The sequence below is a fragment of the Rhizobium mongolense subsp. loessense genome (genome assembly GCF_900099775.1).
Taxonomy (GTDB): Bacteria; Pseudomonadota; Alphaproteobacteria; order Rhizobiales; family Rhizobiaceae; genus Rhizobium; species Rhizobium loessense.
Map to the genome: position 1 here is coordinate 132,495 of NZ_FMTM01000005.1, position 16,267 is coordinate 148,761.

Here is a 16,267-nt window from a genome sequence, read left to right on the forward strand (position 1 = left end):
GATGTCCATCCACGACAAAGTTAACCTTGCTGTTTCGCGTCGGCATTTTCTGATCGGCGCATCGCTGAGCGGAGCCGGCCTGGTCATCGGCCTTCGGCCGTCGCCGTCATGCGCTGCTGTAGAGGCGTTTGAAGCAAATGCCTTCATTCGCATCCCTGCGGAAGGCAAGATTGTTTTCATCATGCCCTCCGTGGAGATGGGGCAAGGAATCTACACCTCGGTGGCAATGCTGCTGGCCGAAGAGCTGGAAGTCCGCCTCGATCAGATCACGCTGGAGCATGCACCTGCTGATCCTGCACGTTATGCAAATCCTTTGCTAGGTGACCAGATCACCGGCGGCTCCCTTGCCATCCGCGCTGTTTACGAGCAGATGCGCAAGGCAGGTGCCACGGCCCGGATCATGCTGGTAAACGCTGCTGCGCATGGTTGGAACGTCGCAGTCGATACGTGCAAGGCCGAGGCCGGGCATGTCGTTCACGCTGCAAGCGGCCGCCGTGCCGACTACGGGAGCCTGATACAGGCTGCAGCGTCAGAGCCCGTTCCGCAGGAAGTTCCGCTAAAATCTGCGTCCAGCTTCAAAGTGATCGGCCAGTCCATCCGGCGTCTCGACAGCCCCGAGAAGGTCAACGGCACGGCAAAGTTCGGTATCGACGCCCGCCCGGAAGGCGTGTCCTATGCGGCGATAGCGATCTGTCCCCACTTCGGCGGGAAACTGCGATCGGTCAAGGATGGACCGGCAATGGCGGTCAAGGGGGTCCGACAGGTCGTCCGGATCGAGGACGCAGTCGCCGTCGTGGCCGACAATACTGGTGCCGCACGCAAGGGGCTTGCAGCACTTTCCATTGAGTGGGAGCAGGGCGCCGATGGTGCTCTCTCGCTGGCCGATCTCGAGAAGCGCGCGGAGGACGCGATCGGCGGCAACGCCTTGCCCCACATAAACGAAGGTGATGTCGCAAAGGCGGAATCCCAACACAAGCCCGCTCTTGAATTCGTCTACCGCCTACCGATCCTCACGCATTCGGCGATGGAGCCGATGAATTGCACGGTTCACGTCCGCAACGATAGCTGCGACGTATGGGTCGGCACGCAGGTGCTGGGCCGGGCAAGACAAGTGGTTGCTGACGTCACAGGCCTCCCGTTGGATAAGGTCGTCGTGCACAACCACCTTCTCGGTGGCGGTTTCGGCCGGAGGCTCGATGTCGACGGCGTCATTCTGGCGGCGAAGATCGCAAAGCAGGTGGATGGCCCGGTTAAGGTCACCTGGAGCCGCGAGGAAGACATCCGCCACGACTGCTACCGCTATCTAAATTACAGTAAGATCACCGCGACGCTGGGTGCCGATGGCATGCCCGTTTCCTGGCGGCATCGCGTCATCGGCCCATCCGTGATGGCGCGTTGGCTACCGGCCTTCACGCGGGATGGCATAGACCTCGACATCATGGTTGGTGCGGAGACTCCCTATGCGATCCCGAACAAATATACGGACTTCGTGCGCCACGAGGCTCCGGACGGGATGTTGACCGGCAACTGGCGCGGCGTCGGCGCCACGCGCAACGTCCCGGCAATCGAAGGCGGCATCGACGAACTGGCTCACGCCGCGGGCATCGACCCGCTCGACTACCGCAGGCGGCTGCTTCAGCATAAGCCGCGCCTCCTTGGTGTCCTCGACCTAGCGGCGGAGAAGGCGGACTGGTCGACCATTCTCCCCGAAGGCAAGGGAAGGGGTATCGCCCTTTTGGAGGATTTCGGAAGCTTTGCCGCGATGATCTCCGAAGTAAGCGTAGGGGAGGATGGCAAGCTCAAGACGGACCGCATCATCTGCGCTGTCGACTGTGGCCAGATCATCAATCCAGACACGGTAGAAGCCCAGATACAGAGCGGCATCATCTACGGTCTAAGCGCTGCACTCTACGGACGCATCACGGTCCAGAACGGTGCCGTAGTGGAGGGCAACTTCGACGATTCTCCCGTTCTGCGAATACACGAGACGCCGAAGATCGAGGTGCATATCGTGCCCAGTTCCGAGGCACCAGGCGGCATAGGGGAGGTTGGCACACCCGGTGTTGCACCCTCGCTCTTCAATGCGATCTTTGCGGCAACCGGCAAGCGGCTGCGATCGCTGCCGATCGATCAGAACGAATTGCGGAGAGTGTGATGATGGCCAAGCGGTTTCTCGCTATCCCGCTCGCCGCAGTTCTCGCTACGATCGGTAGCGTTGCCGGCATAGGACCATTTGGTTATGCCCAAACATCGGATGGTGGAGCGCTGAAGACCGTCTCCCATTTCGATGCGATAACGGAGACCAGCGAGCGCTCAAAAGCGATCTTCGAAGAAGCCAGCCGCGTCATGACGCATCCGCGCTGCATAAACTGCCATCCGGCAACGCGCAGCCCGACGCAGGGAGAAGACATGCATCAGCATGTGCCGTTGATCAATGCCAGCCAAAGCTCGCTGGGTCCGGCTGGGCTTGTCTGCAGCACCTGCCACGGCGCGGAGAATCGTCCGATCGTAGGCAGCCGCATGAAATCCATCCCGGGCAACGCACACTGGTCATTGGCCCCGGCCAGCATGGCATGGCAAGGGCTGACGGTGGGTGACATATGCCGGCAGGTAAAAGATACAAGCCGGAACGGCAATCGTTCGCATGCCGACCTCATACGCCATATGGGCGAAGACCATCTGGTCGGCTGGGCCTGGCATCCGGGGGAAGGACGCAGTGCCCCTCCAGGCTCGCAGGAAACCTTTGCCGCGCTTGTCGCCGCCTGGGTCGAGACTGGGGCCGAATGTCCAGATTGAGCAATGGCACTCTGCAGACAGCCGTTGGCGTACCGCCACCGTTGTGGCATTTGCCAAGGTAACCCCAGAATTTTAACGGCGGTTCACGGACCTTGTATCCCCCCACGGGCCTAACTCTGATGTGGTTCGTCCAGCTGCTCCGTTCTGCCGAATTGGCAACGGCGGCATTTCTCCATCGGCAATACAGATCTGCGAGACGAAGGTCGCGAGCGATCCGGATGCGCTCATCGAACACTTGGTTTCACTGGGGTTTTGCTTTGAAGCGGGTCGGCCTTGAGGCATTCGGCCTTGCCCAATTCCGGAAGCGCTCAGATCCCGGGCCGTTTGACAAAAGGCGCCGGTTCCCGGATCGTCTGTGTTTGGTAGCAAGCTTGAAAGCAGTGTTAGAGAGATTTCAATTCGAGTGGGAGGATGGCATGAACGACCACGTTTACAAGAAGGTCGAACTGATCGGAAGTTCGAAGACCTCTGTCACGGAGGCGATCGAGACGGCGATTTCGCGGGCCTCAAAGACGATGAGGAACCTCGAATGGTTCGAAGTCGATCAAATCCGCGGACACATCAAGAATGGTGCGGTGGCCCACTACCAGGTGGTCATGAAGGTCGGGTTTCGCATCGACGACTGATGCGCCGACGGTCGCCGGTTTCAAATGGGAGAGCACAAGGAGCCTGAGCGGTACGATTGGCTTTGTGAGCATTTTTCAATCAGCAAGATTTCAAAAGACTTCTACTGTCTCTTAGATCAGTGAAATGGCGTTGATATCGAGAAGAAAGCTCACAGATCGACCTCGCGGGAGGGGCCGGGTTGCGGGCGAAAATATCGTCGTCAATATCGAGATCGGCCGGAAAGGGCTTCAGGTACCGGACCAGGCTAGGCCTATCCTTCCGGAGTGCCTTCCCTGCAGTCTCTGCGGCTCCTACGCTGACGAGGACGGCGGCGGCGCGACCGTGGCGCGTGATTGTTACAAACTCGCCAGCGGCAGCTTGATCAATCATATGAGAGAACGACGCCTTTGCGTCCTTTAGGCTAACTGTTGACACTACGTGTACCCTGAAAAGGGTCATTTGTGGCCTTTTTTTTGAGATTGACCCGTGACAAATTCAAGAAAGAAATTCAACCACCTGCCATGTTGGTTGAATTTCCTCGCAGTTGGCGACCCGCACTCCCGCCACATGGTTGAACTCGTAGCAACGATCAGGCGGCGGGCTTCGCCTGTCCGGCGATCACGTCGTAACGTCCGATCAGCGTCCTCCTGGCGGTGAGGGACGCGCGACTTTCCGCGCCGTACCGCGCTTGACCCAAAAAATCGTTGTGTGAGGTCGAAATTGCTACAGAAACGTGATTTTCCCGCAAAATCCCCGCCGTCCACTTCAAGCGAGGATAATGGCACGCAAACGTGACGTGCTGTAAGATGTCGTTGAGGCTCACTCCCAGGAAGATCTGTATGGAGCGCCGTCTAGCAGCAGTCCTGATTGCGGATGTCGTCGGCTACAGCCGAATGAGCGAGGTCGACGAAGAGGGAACGCGTGTCCGCTTCCACGCCGACCTGCACCAACTCTTCGAGCCGAAGATCGCCGCGCATCACGGCCGCCTGGTAAAGACCATGGGCGACGGCGTGCTCATCGAGTTCCACAGCGTGGTGGATGCCGTGCACTGCGCGGTGGAACTTCAACGCGAGAAAGCCGAGCGCAACGCAGCACTTCCGCCCGAACAGAGGATGGTTTTCCGCATTGGCGTCAATCTCGGCGACATCATCGTCGAAGGCGAAGACATTCACGGCGACGGTGTCAACATCGCCCACCGCATGCAGGTGCTCGCGGAACCCGGCGGCATCGCAATATCCGGAACCACCTATGACCAGGTGAGATCGAAGCTTACGGTCGGTTACCTTGCGCTGGGCGAGCGGATGGTCAAGAACATCGCCGAGCCTATCCGGGTCTATCGCGTGTTGCTTGACCCCGCAGTGGAACGCAGCACCATCGGCGCAACGAGGACCCCGCGAGCCCGGGCTATTTTCGCAGCCGCCATGGGTATCGCTGTCTTTCTATTGGCGGGATTGGCATGGTGGCAGCCTTGGCAGGCGGAGGATGATGCCTCCGTTGCTGCTGTCGACACCCGGCCGTCGCTCGTCGTGTTGCCTTTCGACAACCTCAGCGACGACAAGGAGCAAGGCTACCTTGCCGACGGCATCACCGAGGATTTGACAACGGAGCTGGCACGCATTCCCGGCCTGTTCGTCATTTCGCGCAATGCTGCATTCACCTTTAAAAACAGGGCCAGCCTGCCATCAGAAGTTTCGACCCAATTGGGCGTTCGATACATCCTGGAGGGCAGCGTACGTCGTGCTGGGGCCGAAATGCGCATCAATGCGAAACTCATAGACTCGACGACCAGTGGCAACGTGTGGGCGGAGCGGCTCGACGGGGCATGGAGTGACGTGTTCGAGCTTCAGGACAAGATGGTTGGGGAGATCGCAACCGCCCTCAAACTTCGCCTGGTCACGAGCCATCAAGTTGCATCGATTGCTGGTGGAACAAATAACCTTGCCGCATACGAGGCATATTTGCGTGGTCGCGAACTGGAACTGAGGGAAAGGCCGGAGGACTGGGTGGAAGCCGTAAAGTACTATGAGCGGGCTCTGGCGCTTGATCGCGCATTTGGCAATGCTGCGGCGGCACTCGCCTGGATGTATCGGGAAGCACATTGGACCGAGGCACGGTCGAAAGTGTTGGGGCTTACGCAGGATGAAGCCCGCAGCAAGGCAGACGCCTACTTCACGCAGGCCGCCAAGAATCCCTCTCCGGCGTATTACAGACTCCTCACAGCAAAGCTGAACCAGATGCAAAGGTCCGATGAGGCGATCGCCGCCGCGGAGCGGGCCATAGCGCTCGACGCGAGCGACCCTTCCAACTACGAGTGGCTGAGTATGGCCATGATTTTTAACGGCAGGGCCGAGGACGGTCTCGGCTATCTCGATGCCGCAACACGTGTGGACCCCGCTTGGTCACGCTGGCGCTACTTGCTTGCCGGGCTCGCCTACTTCTCGATGGACCGCTTCGAGGAGGCTGTCGTCGCCTTCGAAAAGATTGCTCCGGAATTGAAGGAAACCTCCTATTGGGACTTTTGGTCCAATTATCAGGGCCTGATGTTGCTCATCTCCGCCTATGGGCAACTGGATCGACACGCAGATGCTGCCGCCGCCCGTGAGAGGTTGAAGCCCTACCTGGCCCAAGCGCAGGAACCTGAATATACAGGGCTGATGGCTGCGGTCGAATTCCCGTTCAAGAATTACGTCGACCTGGAAAGAGTGCTGGTGGGTATGCGCAAGGCAGGCGTGCCGGAACTGCCCGAGGGTTTCAGCCCGAAGCCGGAAGATCGCCTCGACGGCGACGCGATAAGGGCTCTGCTCTTCGGTCACGAAATCCAGGGGCGCAATATCGAGACAGGCGAGGCATATCGGCGAGTGACGGCACCAGACGGCACGACAGTGATCACCGTCGGCGAATGGTCCGATCAGGGGAGTAGCAAAATCGAGGGCGATATGCTCTGTTCCATCTACCCGACGCGGTGGCGTTTCTGCGGCGTCATCGTCCGCAATCGCGACGGCACGTTCGCCCAAAAGAACGAGTATCGGTTGATTCTTCAGTGGGACAGGTTCGAATTCTCGATGGTGAAGTGAGCTGCGGTCTGACTGAAGTACATTTCGGTGGCAGGTGCAGCCTAACTCCGCGAGATTGCGCTCCTATACGCCCGGTAATAGAGCTTGTGCACGACGATCGCGGAGAAGCCGATGGGTCGTTTCGCAGTCATCAATCGCGCGACCGACGATCTTCCAACGACTTTGCTGAATGAGTGGCGGCGGATCGGCTGACAGCCGTGATGGATGTGCAGCCTGCCGCGCCCAGACAGAATTCGGCGATGGTGTCCTCGATATTGGCAAGCGCCTGCGCGCGACGATGGAGGCTGGTCTGTCCCGCGTGGTCGGAGCCGGGTGGAGCTTCCGCGCCCTGTTGAAACTTGGCGAGACCCTTGGCTGAGACTGGGATTGGTCAGCGCGGGGTTCCCGCCGATTGCCGCCGATTGCCGCGCCAGGCTGGCATCGAGCGAATACGTCCCTGTGGTCGGGTGGCGAGGCGGCGCAGCGATACCGCCGTGAGGCACTGAAATCTGGCGATGAGGCATGCCAGGCTCGCCTGTGAGCGAGGATGGACGACGAGGCGTTGATCCGGACGGTGCCGTGTATCATGGACGCGGGCGGTCTGCAGGCGGGACAAATCGGATGGCCACAGATGGACGTCTCGCCCATCGGCCGCATCGAGGACCATTCGCGTTTGTTATGCCGCCTTTTAAGGGGCCGGCCGCCATCAGCGTCAACCCGCAAGGGGTTCCCCTGCGCTTGCGCTCCGGTGACGCCTGCGGCTCGGCCCCTTCTTCGGGCGCCATCGGGAATGGTCCCGAGCAACCGAAGGAGACATACCATGGCCACCACGATCGCAACCCTGACGCAGAAGACCGACGGCACCCTCGAAGGCGTCTTCGCCACCATCCGGGTCAATGCCCCGATCGCCATCATCCCGAACGTCAACAAGGCGAGCGAGGAAGCCCCGGACTACCGCGTCATCCATCGCAAGACCGGCTTTGAAATCGGCGCCGCGTGGGCCCGCATCGCCCGCCAGACCGGCGAGGAATACCTCTCCGTCAAGCTGGAAGCACCGGAAATCGGCGTGATCTTCGGCAATCTCGCACCCGCTCCCGGCGGCGAACCGAACCGCAAGGTCATCCTCTGGAACAATCCGGCCTGATCGGGAATGCCGGCCCTGGCAACGGGGCCGGCCCCACCCGCGAACGCACCCCAATCCGATCCGAGGAGCCTCCCCATGAGCCGCTACACGATCACCGTCACGACAGCCGCCTCCCGCCATAGCGATCCCGACGCCGTCATCGGCTACGACCAGCCGCTGCAGACCTTCTTCCTGCAGGCTTTCCGGATGAAGACGGCGATGACCTCGCACTCTGGCTCGGAACCGAATTCCGCGCCTTTGAGATCATTTGCGCCCTGCGAGCAGCAGCGCTGGCGAAAGGTTATGATTTCATCCCGATCTCGTCGGGCACACTCCGGAAGTTGCTCGACGACTACTCGCGCGAAAGCCTTCGATCCGTGCCGGAGGGAATCATCCAGGATCACACCTGAGCTTCCCGGCTCATCTGGTCCGCCCCAACCGGACCGGGACGGAGATCCCGGCCAATCGGCCTCGCCGCGCAAGCGGACACGCATAAGATACAGCATTTACAACAATGCTGTATCTGGTGGAATTTTTATCCATAAAGACACTATAATCGCCGGCACCACATACCTATGGCGACCAGCATGCCCCGCACAGGTGGTTCCTATTCGACAAGCGATCTTTCCCGGAAATCTGGCGATATCATCGCCGAGGCATTGCGCCATCCAGTCACGATCACCCAACGCAACAAGCCGCGCCTCGTGCTTCTCAACATCGATGATTACGAACGCCTGATGCGGCAATCCGATGCCCGTTCAGTCGGCATGCTTGAAACCATGCCGCGCGAGTTGCTCGACGAATTCGAGGCCGCGGTCGACGCCTATGCGGAGACCGACGAGGCCAGCCGATGAGCAGCTATGACGACATACAGACCGCGACGGTCATCCGCTATCCCTATCTCTGGGCTAGAGAGGCCGGCAAGGGTGAGACTGAGGGCCGAAAGGATCGGCCGGTTGCCGTTGGCGTGAGGCTCCCCCGTCCTGATGGCGATCTGGTAGTGTTTTTCCCGATCACCACGAAGCAGCCGGAGAAGGCTCGCTTCGCCGCGGAAATCCCGGCCATCGAGAAACGCGGGCCGGCCTCAATGTAGATTTGCGGGCTCTGGATCATTTTAGAAGAATTCAACAGCGATCTCGTCGGCCGCTCGTTTTACCTTGAGCCCGAACCACCCATTGGGCGGTTCAGCAAGGTCCTCTTTCCTTCCCCTTCTCCGCGAGTTCATCGCACGTCGCAAGTTGTTTACGAGGTCAGCCGGTCCAGATGATGCCCGGATTTGCCCCGTCAGCGGGGCGGGGCTGGCTCACCCTCGGCCTGGGGGAACCCGGCGGCATCAGGATATTCCGCCTCCGAACCAGTCAATAACGAGCGCTCTTAGGCACAAAATTTGCCCCTGACGCGTGCCGTCGACTTTGTAACTGCCCTTGCGGCAACCTGAAGGTGCGCGAGCGGCAATATTTGGATTGCTCAGCCCTCCGCGCACTCCGGTTTCGGGCATCATGCGCGAGCAACCGGAAGAGGATTACTTAACGTTCCGGAGAAAAAACGAAAATCTATACCTGAGATTGGCTAAATACGTCCTTCAACTCGCAGACTTCATTGTGCCAAAATAATCTAATTTTGTTATACTCTCGACGAGGGGGGTTCGCGATGCTGCTCGATCGAGAGGGTCCACTCGAAACTTTGCTGAGCGCAATGCGGAGCGCTGCGGCCGGGCACGGCAGCACTGTGCTGGTCGAAGGCGAAGCCGGGATCGGCAAGACCTCTCTCTTGTGCGAGTTCGCGGTGCATGCCGACAAAGGCTGCCGGGTATTATGGGGTTGGTGCGAGGCGCTTTTCACGCCATGCCCGCTCGGACCCATGCAGGACATTGGGCAACTGCTTGACCCCCGTGTGGCAGCACTACTCGATCAGGCGGCTCCGCCGGAGCGGCTCTTTCCGGCACTGTTGAATGTGCTCCAGCACGCCAGTGTTGCGATCGTACTCATCTTCGAGGATGTCCACTGGGCCGACAACGCGACGCTCGACCTGATAAAATACCTCGGTCGCCGCATCTCCTTGCTTCCAGCAGTGCTAGTGCTCAGTCTGCGCAGCGACGAAATCGGCGCCGATCATCCCCTGACGCATGTCCTCGGCGATCTTCCGTCCGCATCGGTCACCCGCATTGCGCTTGAGCCGCTGTCTCCCGAAGCGGTGACGGTGTTGGCAGAGCAGGCGGGTCGCTGCGCCACCGATCTCTATCGCGTTACAGAGGGCAATCCCTTTTTCATCACCGAACTCTTGGCAAGCGGCGAGGCGGAGCCAGGTCGTGTGCCAGATTCGATACGCGATGCGGTCTGGACGCGCCTGTCTCGACTGACAGCGGGTGAACGCAAAGTGCTTGAGGTGATCAGCATTGTGCCAGGCAGCGTGGAACCGTGGCTCATCCGATCTCTGCTCGGTGTCGAGGCCGGGGCACTGGTGGACCAATGCGTGGCACGCGGATTGTTGCGGCAAGACGACCAAGGCGCCGTGATGTTTAGACATGAACTTGCTCGGCAGGCGACGCTCGACCGGCTGACGCCGAGCGTTCAGAGGTCGCTCCATGCAAAGGTGGAGGCGGCGATATCGCAACTCCCCACGACCCATGCGTCTGCCCTGCTTTCACGCCGGGTACACCACGCCGCCGGAGCCGACGATGGGGCGCGCGTTCTCGAACTGGCGCCACAAGCCGCGGCACATGCGGTGCGCCTAGGCTCTCACCGGGAGGCGGCTTCACATTTGGCGACAGCTCTCAGATACGTCGCGCAAGCCACACCGGAGGTGGCCGCACAGCTTTACGAGGATTGGGCCTACGAGGCGGGACTGTCCCTGCTCGTCTATGAACCGGTGATTGAGGCGCACCATCGTGCTATCGCGATTTGGCGCGAACTCGGACGCACCGACAAGATCGGTCCTAATCTGTGCAGGCTGTCACGGCTGCACTGGCGCCGCGGCGAAGGCCAGCCGGCGGAGGACTACGCAGACCAGGCGGTGCGCGAAATGGAAAAGCTGCCGCCTTGCTCGGAGCTCGCGATGGCCTACAGCACGCGCTCTCAACTTCACATGCTGCATTATCGCTTCGACGAAGCGATCGATTGGGGCTTGCGCGCGATCTCACTCGCTGACCAACTGGGCGAAATCGAAACGCGCGTCCACGCTTTGAACAATGTCGGCACCGCGCTCCTTTTCGCCGACCGTCCGGGTGGCCGCGAGCGGCTGGAGGAAAGCCTGGCGCTGGCGCTCGAGCACGGATTTCACGATCATGCGGCGCGAGCCTACACCAACTTCGCGGAATGCGCGGCCGTGTCCAAGGACTTTGACCTGGCTGAACGCCTGTTGGCCGAAGGCATCGCGTTCGCCACCAGGCACGATCTCGATTCAGCGGCGCAATACCTGCTCGGCCGGCAGGCGCAGCTTCGCATGGAGCAGGGCCGTTTTCGCGAAGCTGAGACCATTGCGCAGGGCGTCATGCGTCTGGAACGCCTACCGATGGTGATGCACCTGCCGGCGCTCACTGTGCTCGGAACGGTGCGCGTGCGACTGGGTGAACCCGGCAGCTTGGCGCTTCTCCAGCAGGCGCTCCAAGAGGGATTGGCCACCGGCGAGCTCCAACGAATCGTGCCAGTCCGCCTGGCGCTGACCGAAGCGGCCTGGCTTGACGGAGACGACAGTGCCGCCCATGAGCAATTAAATGCCCTCGTCGGGATGGATCTCGATAACTTCCGTACCTGGGACTTCGGCGAACTCGCAGTGTGGTGGCAGCGATGCGGTATGGCCAAACCGCTCCCCGCGCCGAAAGTGCAGATTCCTTTAGCGCGTTCCGCCGAGCTCCGCGGCAATACGCTGGCGGCGGCAAGGGAGTGGGATCGCCTGGGGCTTCCCTATGAAGCGGCGCTTGCCATGATGCAGGTTCGAGGAGCCGATGCCGGGCCGGCATTGGGTCGTGCAGTCACGATTTTCGAGTCGTTGGAGGCGCGTCCCGCTGCGGCGCTGGCGCGAAAGCAGGCGCAGCGCTTGGGTGTTGCGGGCCAGTTGCCGAAAACCCGCAGAGGGCCATATGGGGCGGCCCGCCGTCACCCGCTTGGTTTGACGTGGCACGAACAACAAGTGCTCGCCTTGATCGCAGCGGGCATGAGCAACAAGGAAGCCGCCCAGCGTTTGTCGCGCTCCCCGCGCACGATCGAGCATCAGGTTTCCGCCGTGCTCGGCAAATTCAACGCCGCCAATCGTATGGAGGTCCTCCTTCGCCTTCGCGGCGAGCCATGGCTCCTGTAAGCCGCTGGCGCGTTGCAAGCCGTCGAAAACGAACTTGAGCCGCGAATTTAGGGTACCAGGCGCCGGGAAATTGGGTGAGCGTACCGATGTGCCCGAGCTGCTTCGCGCATAGGCTGAGCTTGCCGCCATGGGAAGAGAATGCCCAGGCAGGATCGCTCGCGGAGGAGGGATAGCGATGACCAGACGTTATACCGCATTTGCAATAGCCTTACTCGCCACGACAGGCTTCGCCTCGGCCTCGGAATTGGCGCCACACAACGGCTACAGTATTCATCTCGACCGCTTCAATGGTGCGGTCTATTACACGGTGGAGAAAGACGGCGGCTACCGGGTGGTTGCGACCATGGCGTCCGGAGAAGAAGCACAGCCTGTCCGCTTCGTGTCCACACTCGCACCGGGGCAGCGGCTAATGATTTCCGTCCCTCGAGCCATCGGCCAGCCGTCCGCCGACTTCGAGATCTTACGTGATGGCGAGGTCCTTCTCGTGCAGGAGCCCAGCGTGACTCTGATCGATAACGTGTCGACCAGCGCCATAGAGGAGTGACCCTTTGGCCGGTCCGAAATCCTGATTCCGGCGGGCCATTCTGGACTTGCCGGGCGAGCGATCCAGCGGACCATCAACCCCGCAGGGCTGGTCGGGGAAAGAGCCGAGTGAACTTTACGTGCGAGAAAGTGACTTTTAAGGCACAGGAAGCTCGCTCGGCCTTTGTGGCAGCCCGCTCGTGACACAGTTAGGGCTCGATTCTTCTCGCTATTGGTCCGGACAACTCGCTGACGGATAACGCGGCTGATCGCGCCGCTAAGCGCCTTTGAGGCATAGGGAAGATGCGTCCATTGCAGCGCCTGCTACTATTTGCTGTCGTCGCCTGTGGCGTCGCAGTGGGTTCTGGGCGATCTTCGCAGCAAGCCGTGGCCGCCGACAAGTTCTACAAAGTGGTCGATGGGAAGGCCGATGCGCGGACCTACAACGGTTACCGGCGTTATCATGCCGGTTGCAACCATTGCCACGGCCCCGATGGAGTTGGCTCGACCTTCGCATCCTCTCTTGTCAACCGGCCGCTCGATATCGAGACGTTCAGGCGTGTCGTTCGCGACGGCCAGAGCACGAGCGGGAGTTCGATCATGAAAGGGTTCGCCAATGATCCCAATTTCGCTCCTTATATCGACGACATTTACGCCTATTTGCAGGCCCGTGCTGACGGCGCTCTCGGCCGCGGGCGGCCCAAAAGAGTGGAGCCGTAGAATCGCGTCAACGGACGAGGCAAGCCGTTTCCGGGCGCGATTTCTTTTGGGGGTCCGAGCGGTGGCTCGGTCGCGCACATTGCTGGCACTTGCGCGCACGACGATCCTCGAAATCTCTCAAGCAACCTGCAGCGCGCCAGCCTCCGGCGACCCGCTGTCCGGCGTCTAAGACGCCCTGGGACAGCGAGAGTATCGAGCATCTCGTCGGCACGATATAAAGCATGGATGAACCGGGGCGCATGCCTATGCGCCCTGGGGAAGCGTCGGGGGCGAGTTTAGCTCAGTCTCTTCGGTGTTCCCGGCCCAATGGGATACGAGCGAGCAATCAAAGCCTCCCGCTTATACCTTCGAAGCCTAGACGCTGCCATTGGTTGAAGTTGCCACACAGGACCGTGAATTTTGGCCGACCGCGTTGCAACAGTTCTCCGACTTTTTTCGCTTCAGGTGGTCGGCTCCGAGGCGGGAGCACTCGGAGCCTCGCAGTCAGAAGCTAAACGCATCCAGGCAATCCTTGGCCATCTGACGATATCGCTTACCGGTCAGAGGTTGGTTTTGACGAAACGGTTGGCCTTGGCCGCTTCATTCATGTCCTTGCGCCGAAAATAGATCGCTCGCCCGCAGCGGATCGGACTTTGGCCTTGGACGATAACGATCTGTTCGTCCTTTCGCATCGACTGCGTAATCTCGTGCGGCATGATCAGCGGCCTTCGCTGAAAACTCACGCTCTCCGATTGGCGAGATCCCAGGGTTGAACTGCTCCAGCCGACATTGCGCGACCGCCCCCTTACCTCGACGGTCATTTCCCCGCATTGGGCCGAGACGCTACGAGCGGTGTCGAGTGCCTTGACTGCGGCATAGGAGGCAAACGCGCAACCGTCGATCCATGAGGTAGCTCCGTCCTTGCCGAAGTGTCGTTCCAACTGTCCAACCGACTGGTACATGAGCATCAGCGAGATTCCGTATTTGCGGCCACGGTCGCGGGCTTCTTCCAGCACGCGCATGTAGCCGAGGAGGTCAACCTCATCGAGCATGAACAATGTGCGGCGGTCGAATGCGCCATCGGCCTGCACCATGGCCTTGATCAGCGAGCCGATGATCACCCTTCCGATACCTGGATAAGAGCGCAGGATGGCAGCCGGGATGTTGAGGAACACATCCTTTTTGCCAGAGACGATATCGCGGGATCTGAAGGCGTTGCCGCAGACGAGACCGGCGTAACTGGCGAGCGACAGCCACTGCGTGTCCTTCGATGCCGTCGAGTAGACGCCGGAAAACGTCTGCTCCGTCATGTTGGTGAAAACGCCGAGGGTTTCGCGAATGAAGGCGGACCCTGAGTTCTCCTGAACGTCGCGCAGCATGGCGAGTACCGATGGCTCCGGCTCGGAAACGATCTGGCGCAAACTGCGCAGTGTTCGCCTTCCGGAATATTCTGGCGAGAGCATCACATGTGCAAGCAGGCCGGTCAGCAGATTGTGCGCCTGGTTCTGGAAGTAGGCGCCGCTTGAAGATTCGAAACGTGCGCTTTCCGACAACAGCATATGTGCGATGCCAACGATGTCCTCTTCCTTGCGAGTCGACGTTTCAATGCCGTCGAGGACGTCGAAGCCGGTTGCCGGATCGGCAGGATCGAGCACAATCACGTCACGGCCGAGAACACGCCTGCGGTACTCGACCACCATGGGCGCAACTTCTGTCGACGGGTCGAGGCAGATGAGCGGACCGGAATATCGAAGTGCCGTCGGCACGACATTGCTGGTTGTCTTGAACCCGCCGGAGCCGGCAAAGAACAACATATGCGTGGAGTCAAAATCCTGCTGATAGGTCAGGAGCGGCGCCCTGCCGCCTTGTCCCCACGTCGAACGATCGTTCGGGTCGAAGGAGAGCTTATGTACGAGTTCGCGATCGACGCGATAACGCTCGCCGACGACGATTTCGCCATCAGGCGGGAAAAGTCTTGCGGCCGCACGCATCGAGAGCCAGTCGGCGTCGCCGAAGGCTCCATCCTTGGCTCGTTTGACCGGATCGGCGACGACGACGGAGATGCGTGCCGACACCGCAACAATCAGAAAGCCGAGAAACGATCCAACCACGGCGAATGCGTCGAGATAATTTAGCGCCTCGTCCCAGGCGATGATGCCGCGCTCGACGGAGGGAGCTAGGCGTCCATATTCCCGCAAGGCGTAGAAGCCGGCAACGACGAGAAAGCTAAGAAAGCTTGCGATCGCGATCGGCCGTCGTCGATGTAACGGCAAGGGCCAGACCGTCAGAAGCCCTGCAAGAGGCCCGAGCGAAAGTGCCGGCACGGGTGTTGACCGCAGGAACCAGTATTGCGCCTTGCCTGACATGCCAGCTGCCAATCCTGGCCATCGCCAGCCGGTCACGTAGACGGCAAAGGCGGTAACGGCGAGAGGGACGAGAACAAGCAGAAGGCTCGGATGCAATCGATGCTTCATTGCCATTCCGCTCTCTCCTAAACGGCATCCAGAGAAGAGGTCTTGAACGCCTCTTTGCCGATGTCGCGCAGCCGCTGATGTTCCGAAGAACCCGGAACGGTCCGGGCCAGTTCGAGCAGGCCGCCGAGCAGGAACGCCCGGTCAGCATTCGATAGACCGGCCCTGACGACGATTCCGCCGAGGAGGATTTTCTCCCGCGCCTCGCGCTTGCGCTCAGCCGTCATGTGAAACCGCCTCCGGCGTTCCAGGCCGGCCAGCCTCCGGTCGATACGGTTGAGGGGATGCGCCGGCTGTGTCCTTTGTTTTCTTTTGAAATCGCGCCGCGATCTCGGCGACAATCCCATCGAGCTCTCCGTCGGATAACTCCATCTCTGCCAGGCCCGCCTTCGTCGCGGCGTGAGCAAACCGCTCGGCGGATTTTACTATCAATAATTTTCTGCGTTCCTTCAGCTTCTCGATCTGCGCGTCGAGTTCGGAAATCGACAGTTTTGTTGCCATTGATGACGCTCCATTGTGTTCAGTCACTATGATCCTCGTATTTATACACACTAGAATAAGATAGTTAAATAGGCTAGCTTACACAGGACAAAGCAATCTCAAGCGGAATTCCCGCCGCTCGCCGACTTCCGGAAAAGCGGCATCGCCCACTCGGGCCGATCGGTTTGAAGGCGTCAACATGCGTCGCTTGAGCGACGTAC

At 60.3% G+C, this 16,267-nt stretch carries 15 protein-coding genes; 11 read left to right on the forward strand and 4 right to left on the reverse strand.

The genetic code is table 11. The features are described 5' to 3' along the window. Position 1: 1 nt before the first annotated feature. The 3 genes from BLP23_RS18045 to BLP23_RS18055 all read left to right on the forward strand — a co-directional run bounded on the left by BLP23_RS18045 (position 2) and on the right by BLP23_RS18055 (position 3,422). Positions 2-2,155 (forward strand): xanthine dehydrogenase family protein molybdopterin-binding subunit, encoded by a 2,154-nt coding sequence (locus tag BLP23_RS18045; protein WP_092586487.1) that lies wholly within the window; start codon positions 2-4, stop codon positions 2,153-2,155. Continuing rightward, on the forward strand, positions 2,155-2,796 hold the full coding sequence (locus BLP23_RS18050) for an Isoquinoline 1-oxidoreductase subunit (RefSeq protein ID WP_092586246.1): 642 nt from the start codon (positions 2,155-2,157) through the stop codon (positions 2,794-2,796). The genes BLP23_RS18045 and BLP23_RS18050 overlap by 1 nt, the downstream gene beginning before the upstream one ends. Positions 2,797-3,212: 416 nt before the next feature. Further along, the gene (locus BLP23_RS18055) at positions 3,213-3,422 is read left to right on the forward strand and encodes a dodecin (RefSeq protein ID WP_092586247.1); all 210 of its coding nucleotides are present in this window, start codon (positions 3,213-3,215) and stop codon (positions 3,420-3,422) included. Positions 3,423-3,501: 79 nt separating this feature from the next. Here the strand turns inward: BLP23_RS18055 and BLP23_RS18060 are convergent, their stop codons facing one another. Continuing rightward, positions 3,502-3,861 carry a type II toxin-antitoxin system Phd/YefM family antitoxin gene (locus BLP23_RS18060; protein WP_324613748.1) on the reverse strand — a complete coding sequence of 120 codons (360 nt, stop codon included), beginning with the start codon at positions 3,859-3,861 and terminating at the stop codon, positions 3,502-3,504. A 434-nt stretch (positions 3,862-4,295) separates the two neighbouring features. Here BLP23_RS18060 and BLP23_RS18065 point away from each other — a divergent pair, with 434 nt between their 5' ends. The 8 genes from BLP23_RS18065 (at position 4,296) to BLP23_RS18100 (ending at position 13,116) form a co-directional block, all read left to right on the forward strand. Then, positions 4,296-6,476: an adenylate/guanylate cyclase domain-containing protein gene (locus tag BLP23_RS18065; protein WP_233426767.1), complete on the forward strand. Its 2,181-nt coding sequence runs from the start codon at positions 4,296-4,298 to the stop codon at positions 6,474-6,476. A 169-nt stretch (positions 6,477-6,645) separates the two neighbouring features. Beyond that, on the forward strand, positions 6,646-6,834 hold the full coding sequence (locus BLP23_RS33235) for a hypothetical protein (RefSeq protein ID WP_139187083.1): 189 nt from the start codon (positions 6,646-6,648) through the stop codon (positions 6,832-6,834). A 441-nt stretch (positions 6,835-7,275) separates the two neighbouring features. Then, positions 7,276-7,599 (forward strand): DUF736 domain-containing protein, encoded by a 324-nt coding sequence (locus BLP23_RS18070; protein WP_092586249.1) that lies wholly within the window; start codon positions 7,276-7,278, stop codon positions 7,597-7,599. Between the two features lie 566 nt (positions 7,600-8,165). Then, the gene (locus BLP23_RS18080; RefSeq protein WP_092586488.1) at positions 8,166-8,432 is read left to right on the forward strand and encodes a type II toxin-antitoxin system prevent-host-death family antitoxin; all 267 of its coding nucleotides are present in this window, start codon (positions 8,166-8,168) and stop codon (positions 8,430-8,432) included. Further along, positions 8,429-8,671, forward strand: a complete 243-nt coding sequence (locus BLP23_RS34600) for a hypothetical protein (RefSeq protein WP_233426758.1) — start codon at positions 8,429-8,431, stop codon at positions 8,669-8,671. Before BLP23_RS18080 ends, BLP23_RS34600 begins: the two co-directional genes overlap by 4 nt. Positions 8,672-9,228: 557 nt before the next feature. After that, a complete protein-coding gene (locus BLP23_RS18090) occupies positions 9,229-11,874 on the forward strand; it encodes an ATP-binding protein (RefSeq protein ID WP_092586250.1) in 2,646 nt (881 codons plus the stop codon). A 175-nt stretch (positions 11,875-12,049) separates the two neighbouring features. Then, positions 12,050-12,418 (forward strand): hypothetical protein, encoded by a 369-nt coding sequence (locus BLP23_RS18095; RefSeq protein ID WP_092586251.1) that lies wholly within the window; start codon positions 12,050-12,052, stop codon positions 12,416-12,418. Positions 12,419-12,783: 365 nt separating this feature from the next. Next, positions 12,784-13,116: a c-type cytochrome gene (locus BLP23_RS18100; RefSeq protein WP_233426759.1), complete on the forward strand. Its 333-nt coding sequence runs from the start codon at positions 12,784-12,786 to the stop codon at positions 13,114-13,116. A 539-nt stretch (positions 13,117-13,655) separates the two neighbouring features. Here the strand turns inward: BLP23_RS18100 and traG are convergent. From traG to BLP23_RS18115, 3 genes are read right to left on the reverse strand one after another with little or no spacing between them, the layout of a single operon-like run. Continuing rightward, positions 13,656-15,575: a Ti-type conjugative transfer system protein TraG gene (traG, locus tag BLP23_RS18105; protein ID WP_092586253.1), complete on the reverse strand. Its 1,920-nt coding sequence runs from the start codon at positions 15,573-15,575 to the stop codon at positions 13,656-13,658. Between the two features lie 11 nt (positions 15,576-15,586). Beyond that, positions 15,587-15,793 (reverse strand): conjugal transfer protein TraD, encoded by a 207-nt coding sequence (locus BLP23_RS18110; RefSeq protein WP_092586254.1) that lies wholly within the window; start codon positions 15,791-15,793, stop codon positions 15,587-15,589. Continuing rightward, on the reverse strand, positions 15,783-16,067 hold the full coding sequence (locus tag BLP23_RS18115) for a TraC family protein (protein ID WP_092586255.1): 285 nt from the start codon (positions 16,065-16,067) through the stop codon (positions 15,783-15,785). The genes BLP23_RS18110 and BLP23_RS18115 overlap by 11 nt, the downstream gene beginning before the upstream one ends. Between the last annotated feature and the right edge of the window lie 200 nt (positions 16,068-16,267).

What these genes read in the sequence shown, in the direction of transcription:
- BLP23_RS18050 (WP_092586246.1), top strand. Translation starts at nt 2,155, where the DNA reads ATGATGGCCAAGCGGTTTCTCGCTATCCCGCTCGCCGCAGTTCTCGCT.
- BLP23_RS18055 (WP_092586247.1), top strand. Translation starts at nt 3,213, where the DNA reads ATGAACGACCACGTTTACAAGAAGGTCGAACTGATCGGAAGTTCGAAG.
- BLP23_RS34600 (WP_233426758.1), top strand. Translation starts at nt 8,429, where the DNA reads ATGAGCAGCTATGACGACATACAGACCGCGACGGTCATCCGCTATCCC.
- BLP23_RS18115 (WP_092586255.1), bottom strand. Translation starts at nt 16,067, where the DNA reads ATGGCAACAAAACTGTCGATTTCCGAACTCGACGCGCAGATCGAGAAG.
- BLP23_RS18095 (WP_092586251.1), top strand. Translation starts at nt 12,050, where the DNA reads ATGACCAGACGTTATACCGCATTTGCAATAGCCTTACTCGCCACGACA.
- traG (WP_092586253.1), bottom strand. Translation starts at nt 15,575, where the DNA reads ATGGCAATGAAGCATCGATTGCATCCGAGCCTTCTGCTTGTTCTCGTC.
- BLP23_RS33235 (WP_139187083.1), top strand. Translation starts at nt 6,646, where the DNA reads ATGAGTGGCGGCGGATCGGCTGACAGCCGTGATGGATGTGCAGCCTGC.
- BLP23_RS18090 (WP_092586250.1), top strand. Translation starts at nt 9,229, where the DNA reads ATGCTGCTCGATCGAGAGGGTCCACTCGAAACTTTGCTGAGCGCAATG.
- BLP23_RS18080 (WP_092586488.1), top strand. Translation starts at nt 8,166, where the DNA reads ATGCCCCGCACAGGTGGTTCCTATTCGACAAGCGATCTTTCCCGGAAA.
- BLP23_RS18110 (WP_092586254.1), bottom strand. Translation starts at nt 15,793, where the DNA reads ATGACGGCTGAGCGCAAGCGCGAGGCGCGGGAGAAAATCCTCCTCGGC.
- BLP23_RS18070 (WP_092586249.1), top strand. Translation starts at nt 7,276, where the DNA reads ATGGCCACCACGATCGCAACCCTGACGCAGAAGACCGACGGCACCCTC.
- BLP23_RS18060 (WP_324613748.1), bottom strand. Translation starts at nt 3,861, where the DNA reads ATGACCCTTTTCAGGGTACACGTAGTGTCAACAGTTAGCCTAAAGGAC.
- BLP23_RS18065 (WP_233426767.1), top strand. Translation starts at nt 4,296, where the DNA reads ATGAGCGAGGTCGACGAAGAGGGAACGCGTGTCCGCTTCCACGCCGAC.
- BLP23_RS18045 (WP_092586487.1), top strand. Translation starts at nt 2, where the DNA reads ATGTCCATCCACGACAAAGTTAACCTTGCTGTTTCGCGTCGGCATTTT.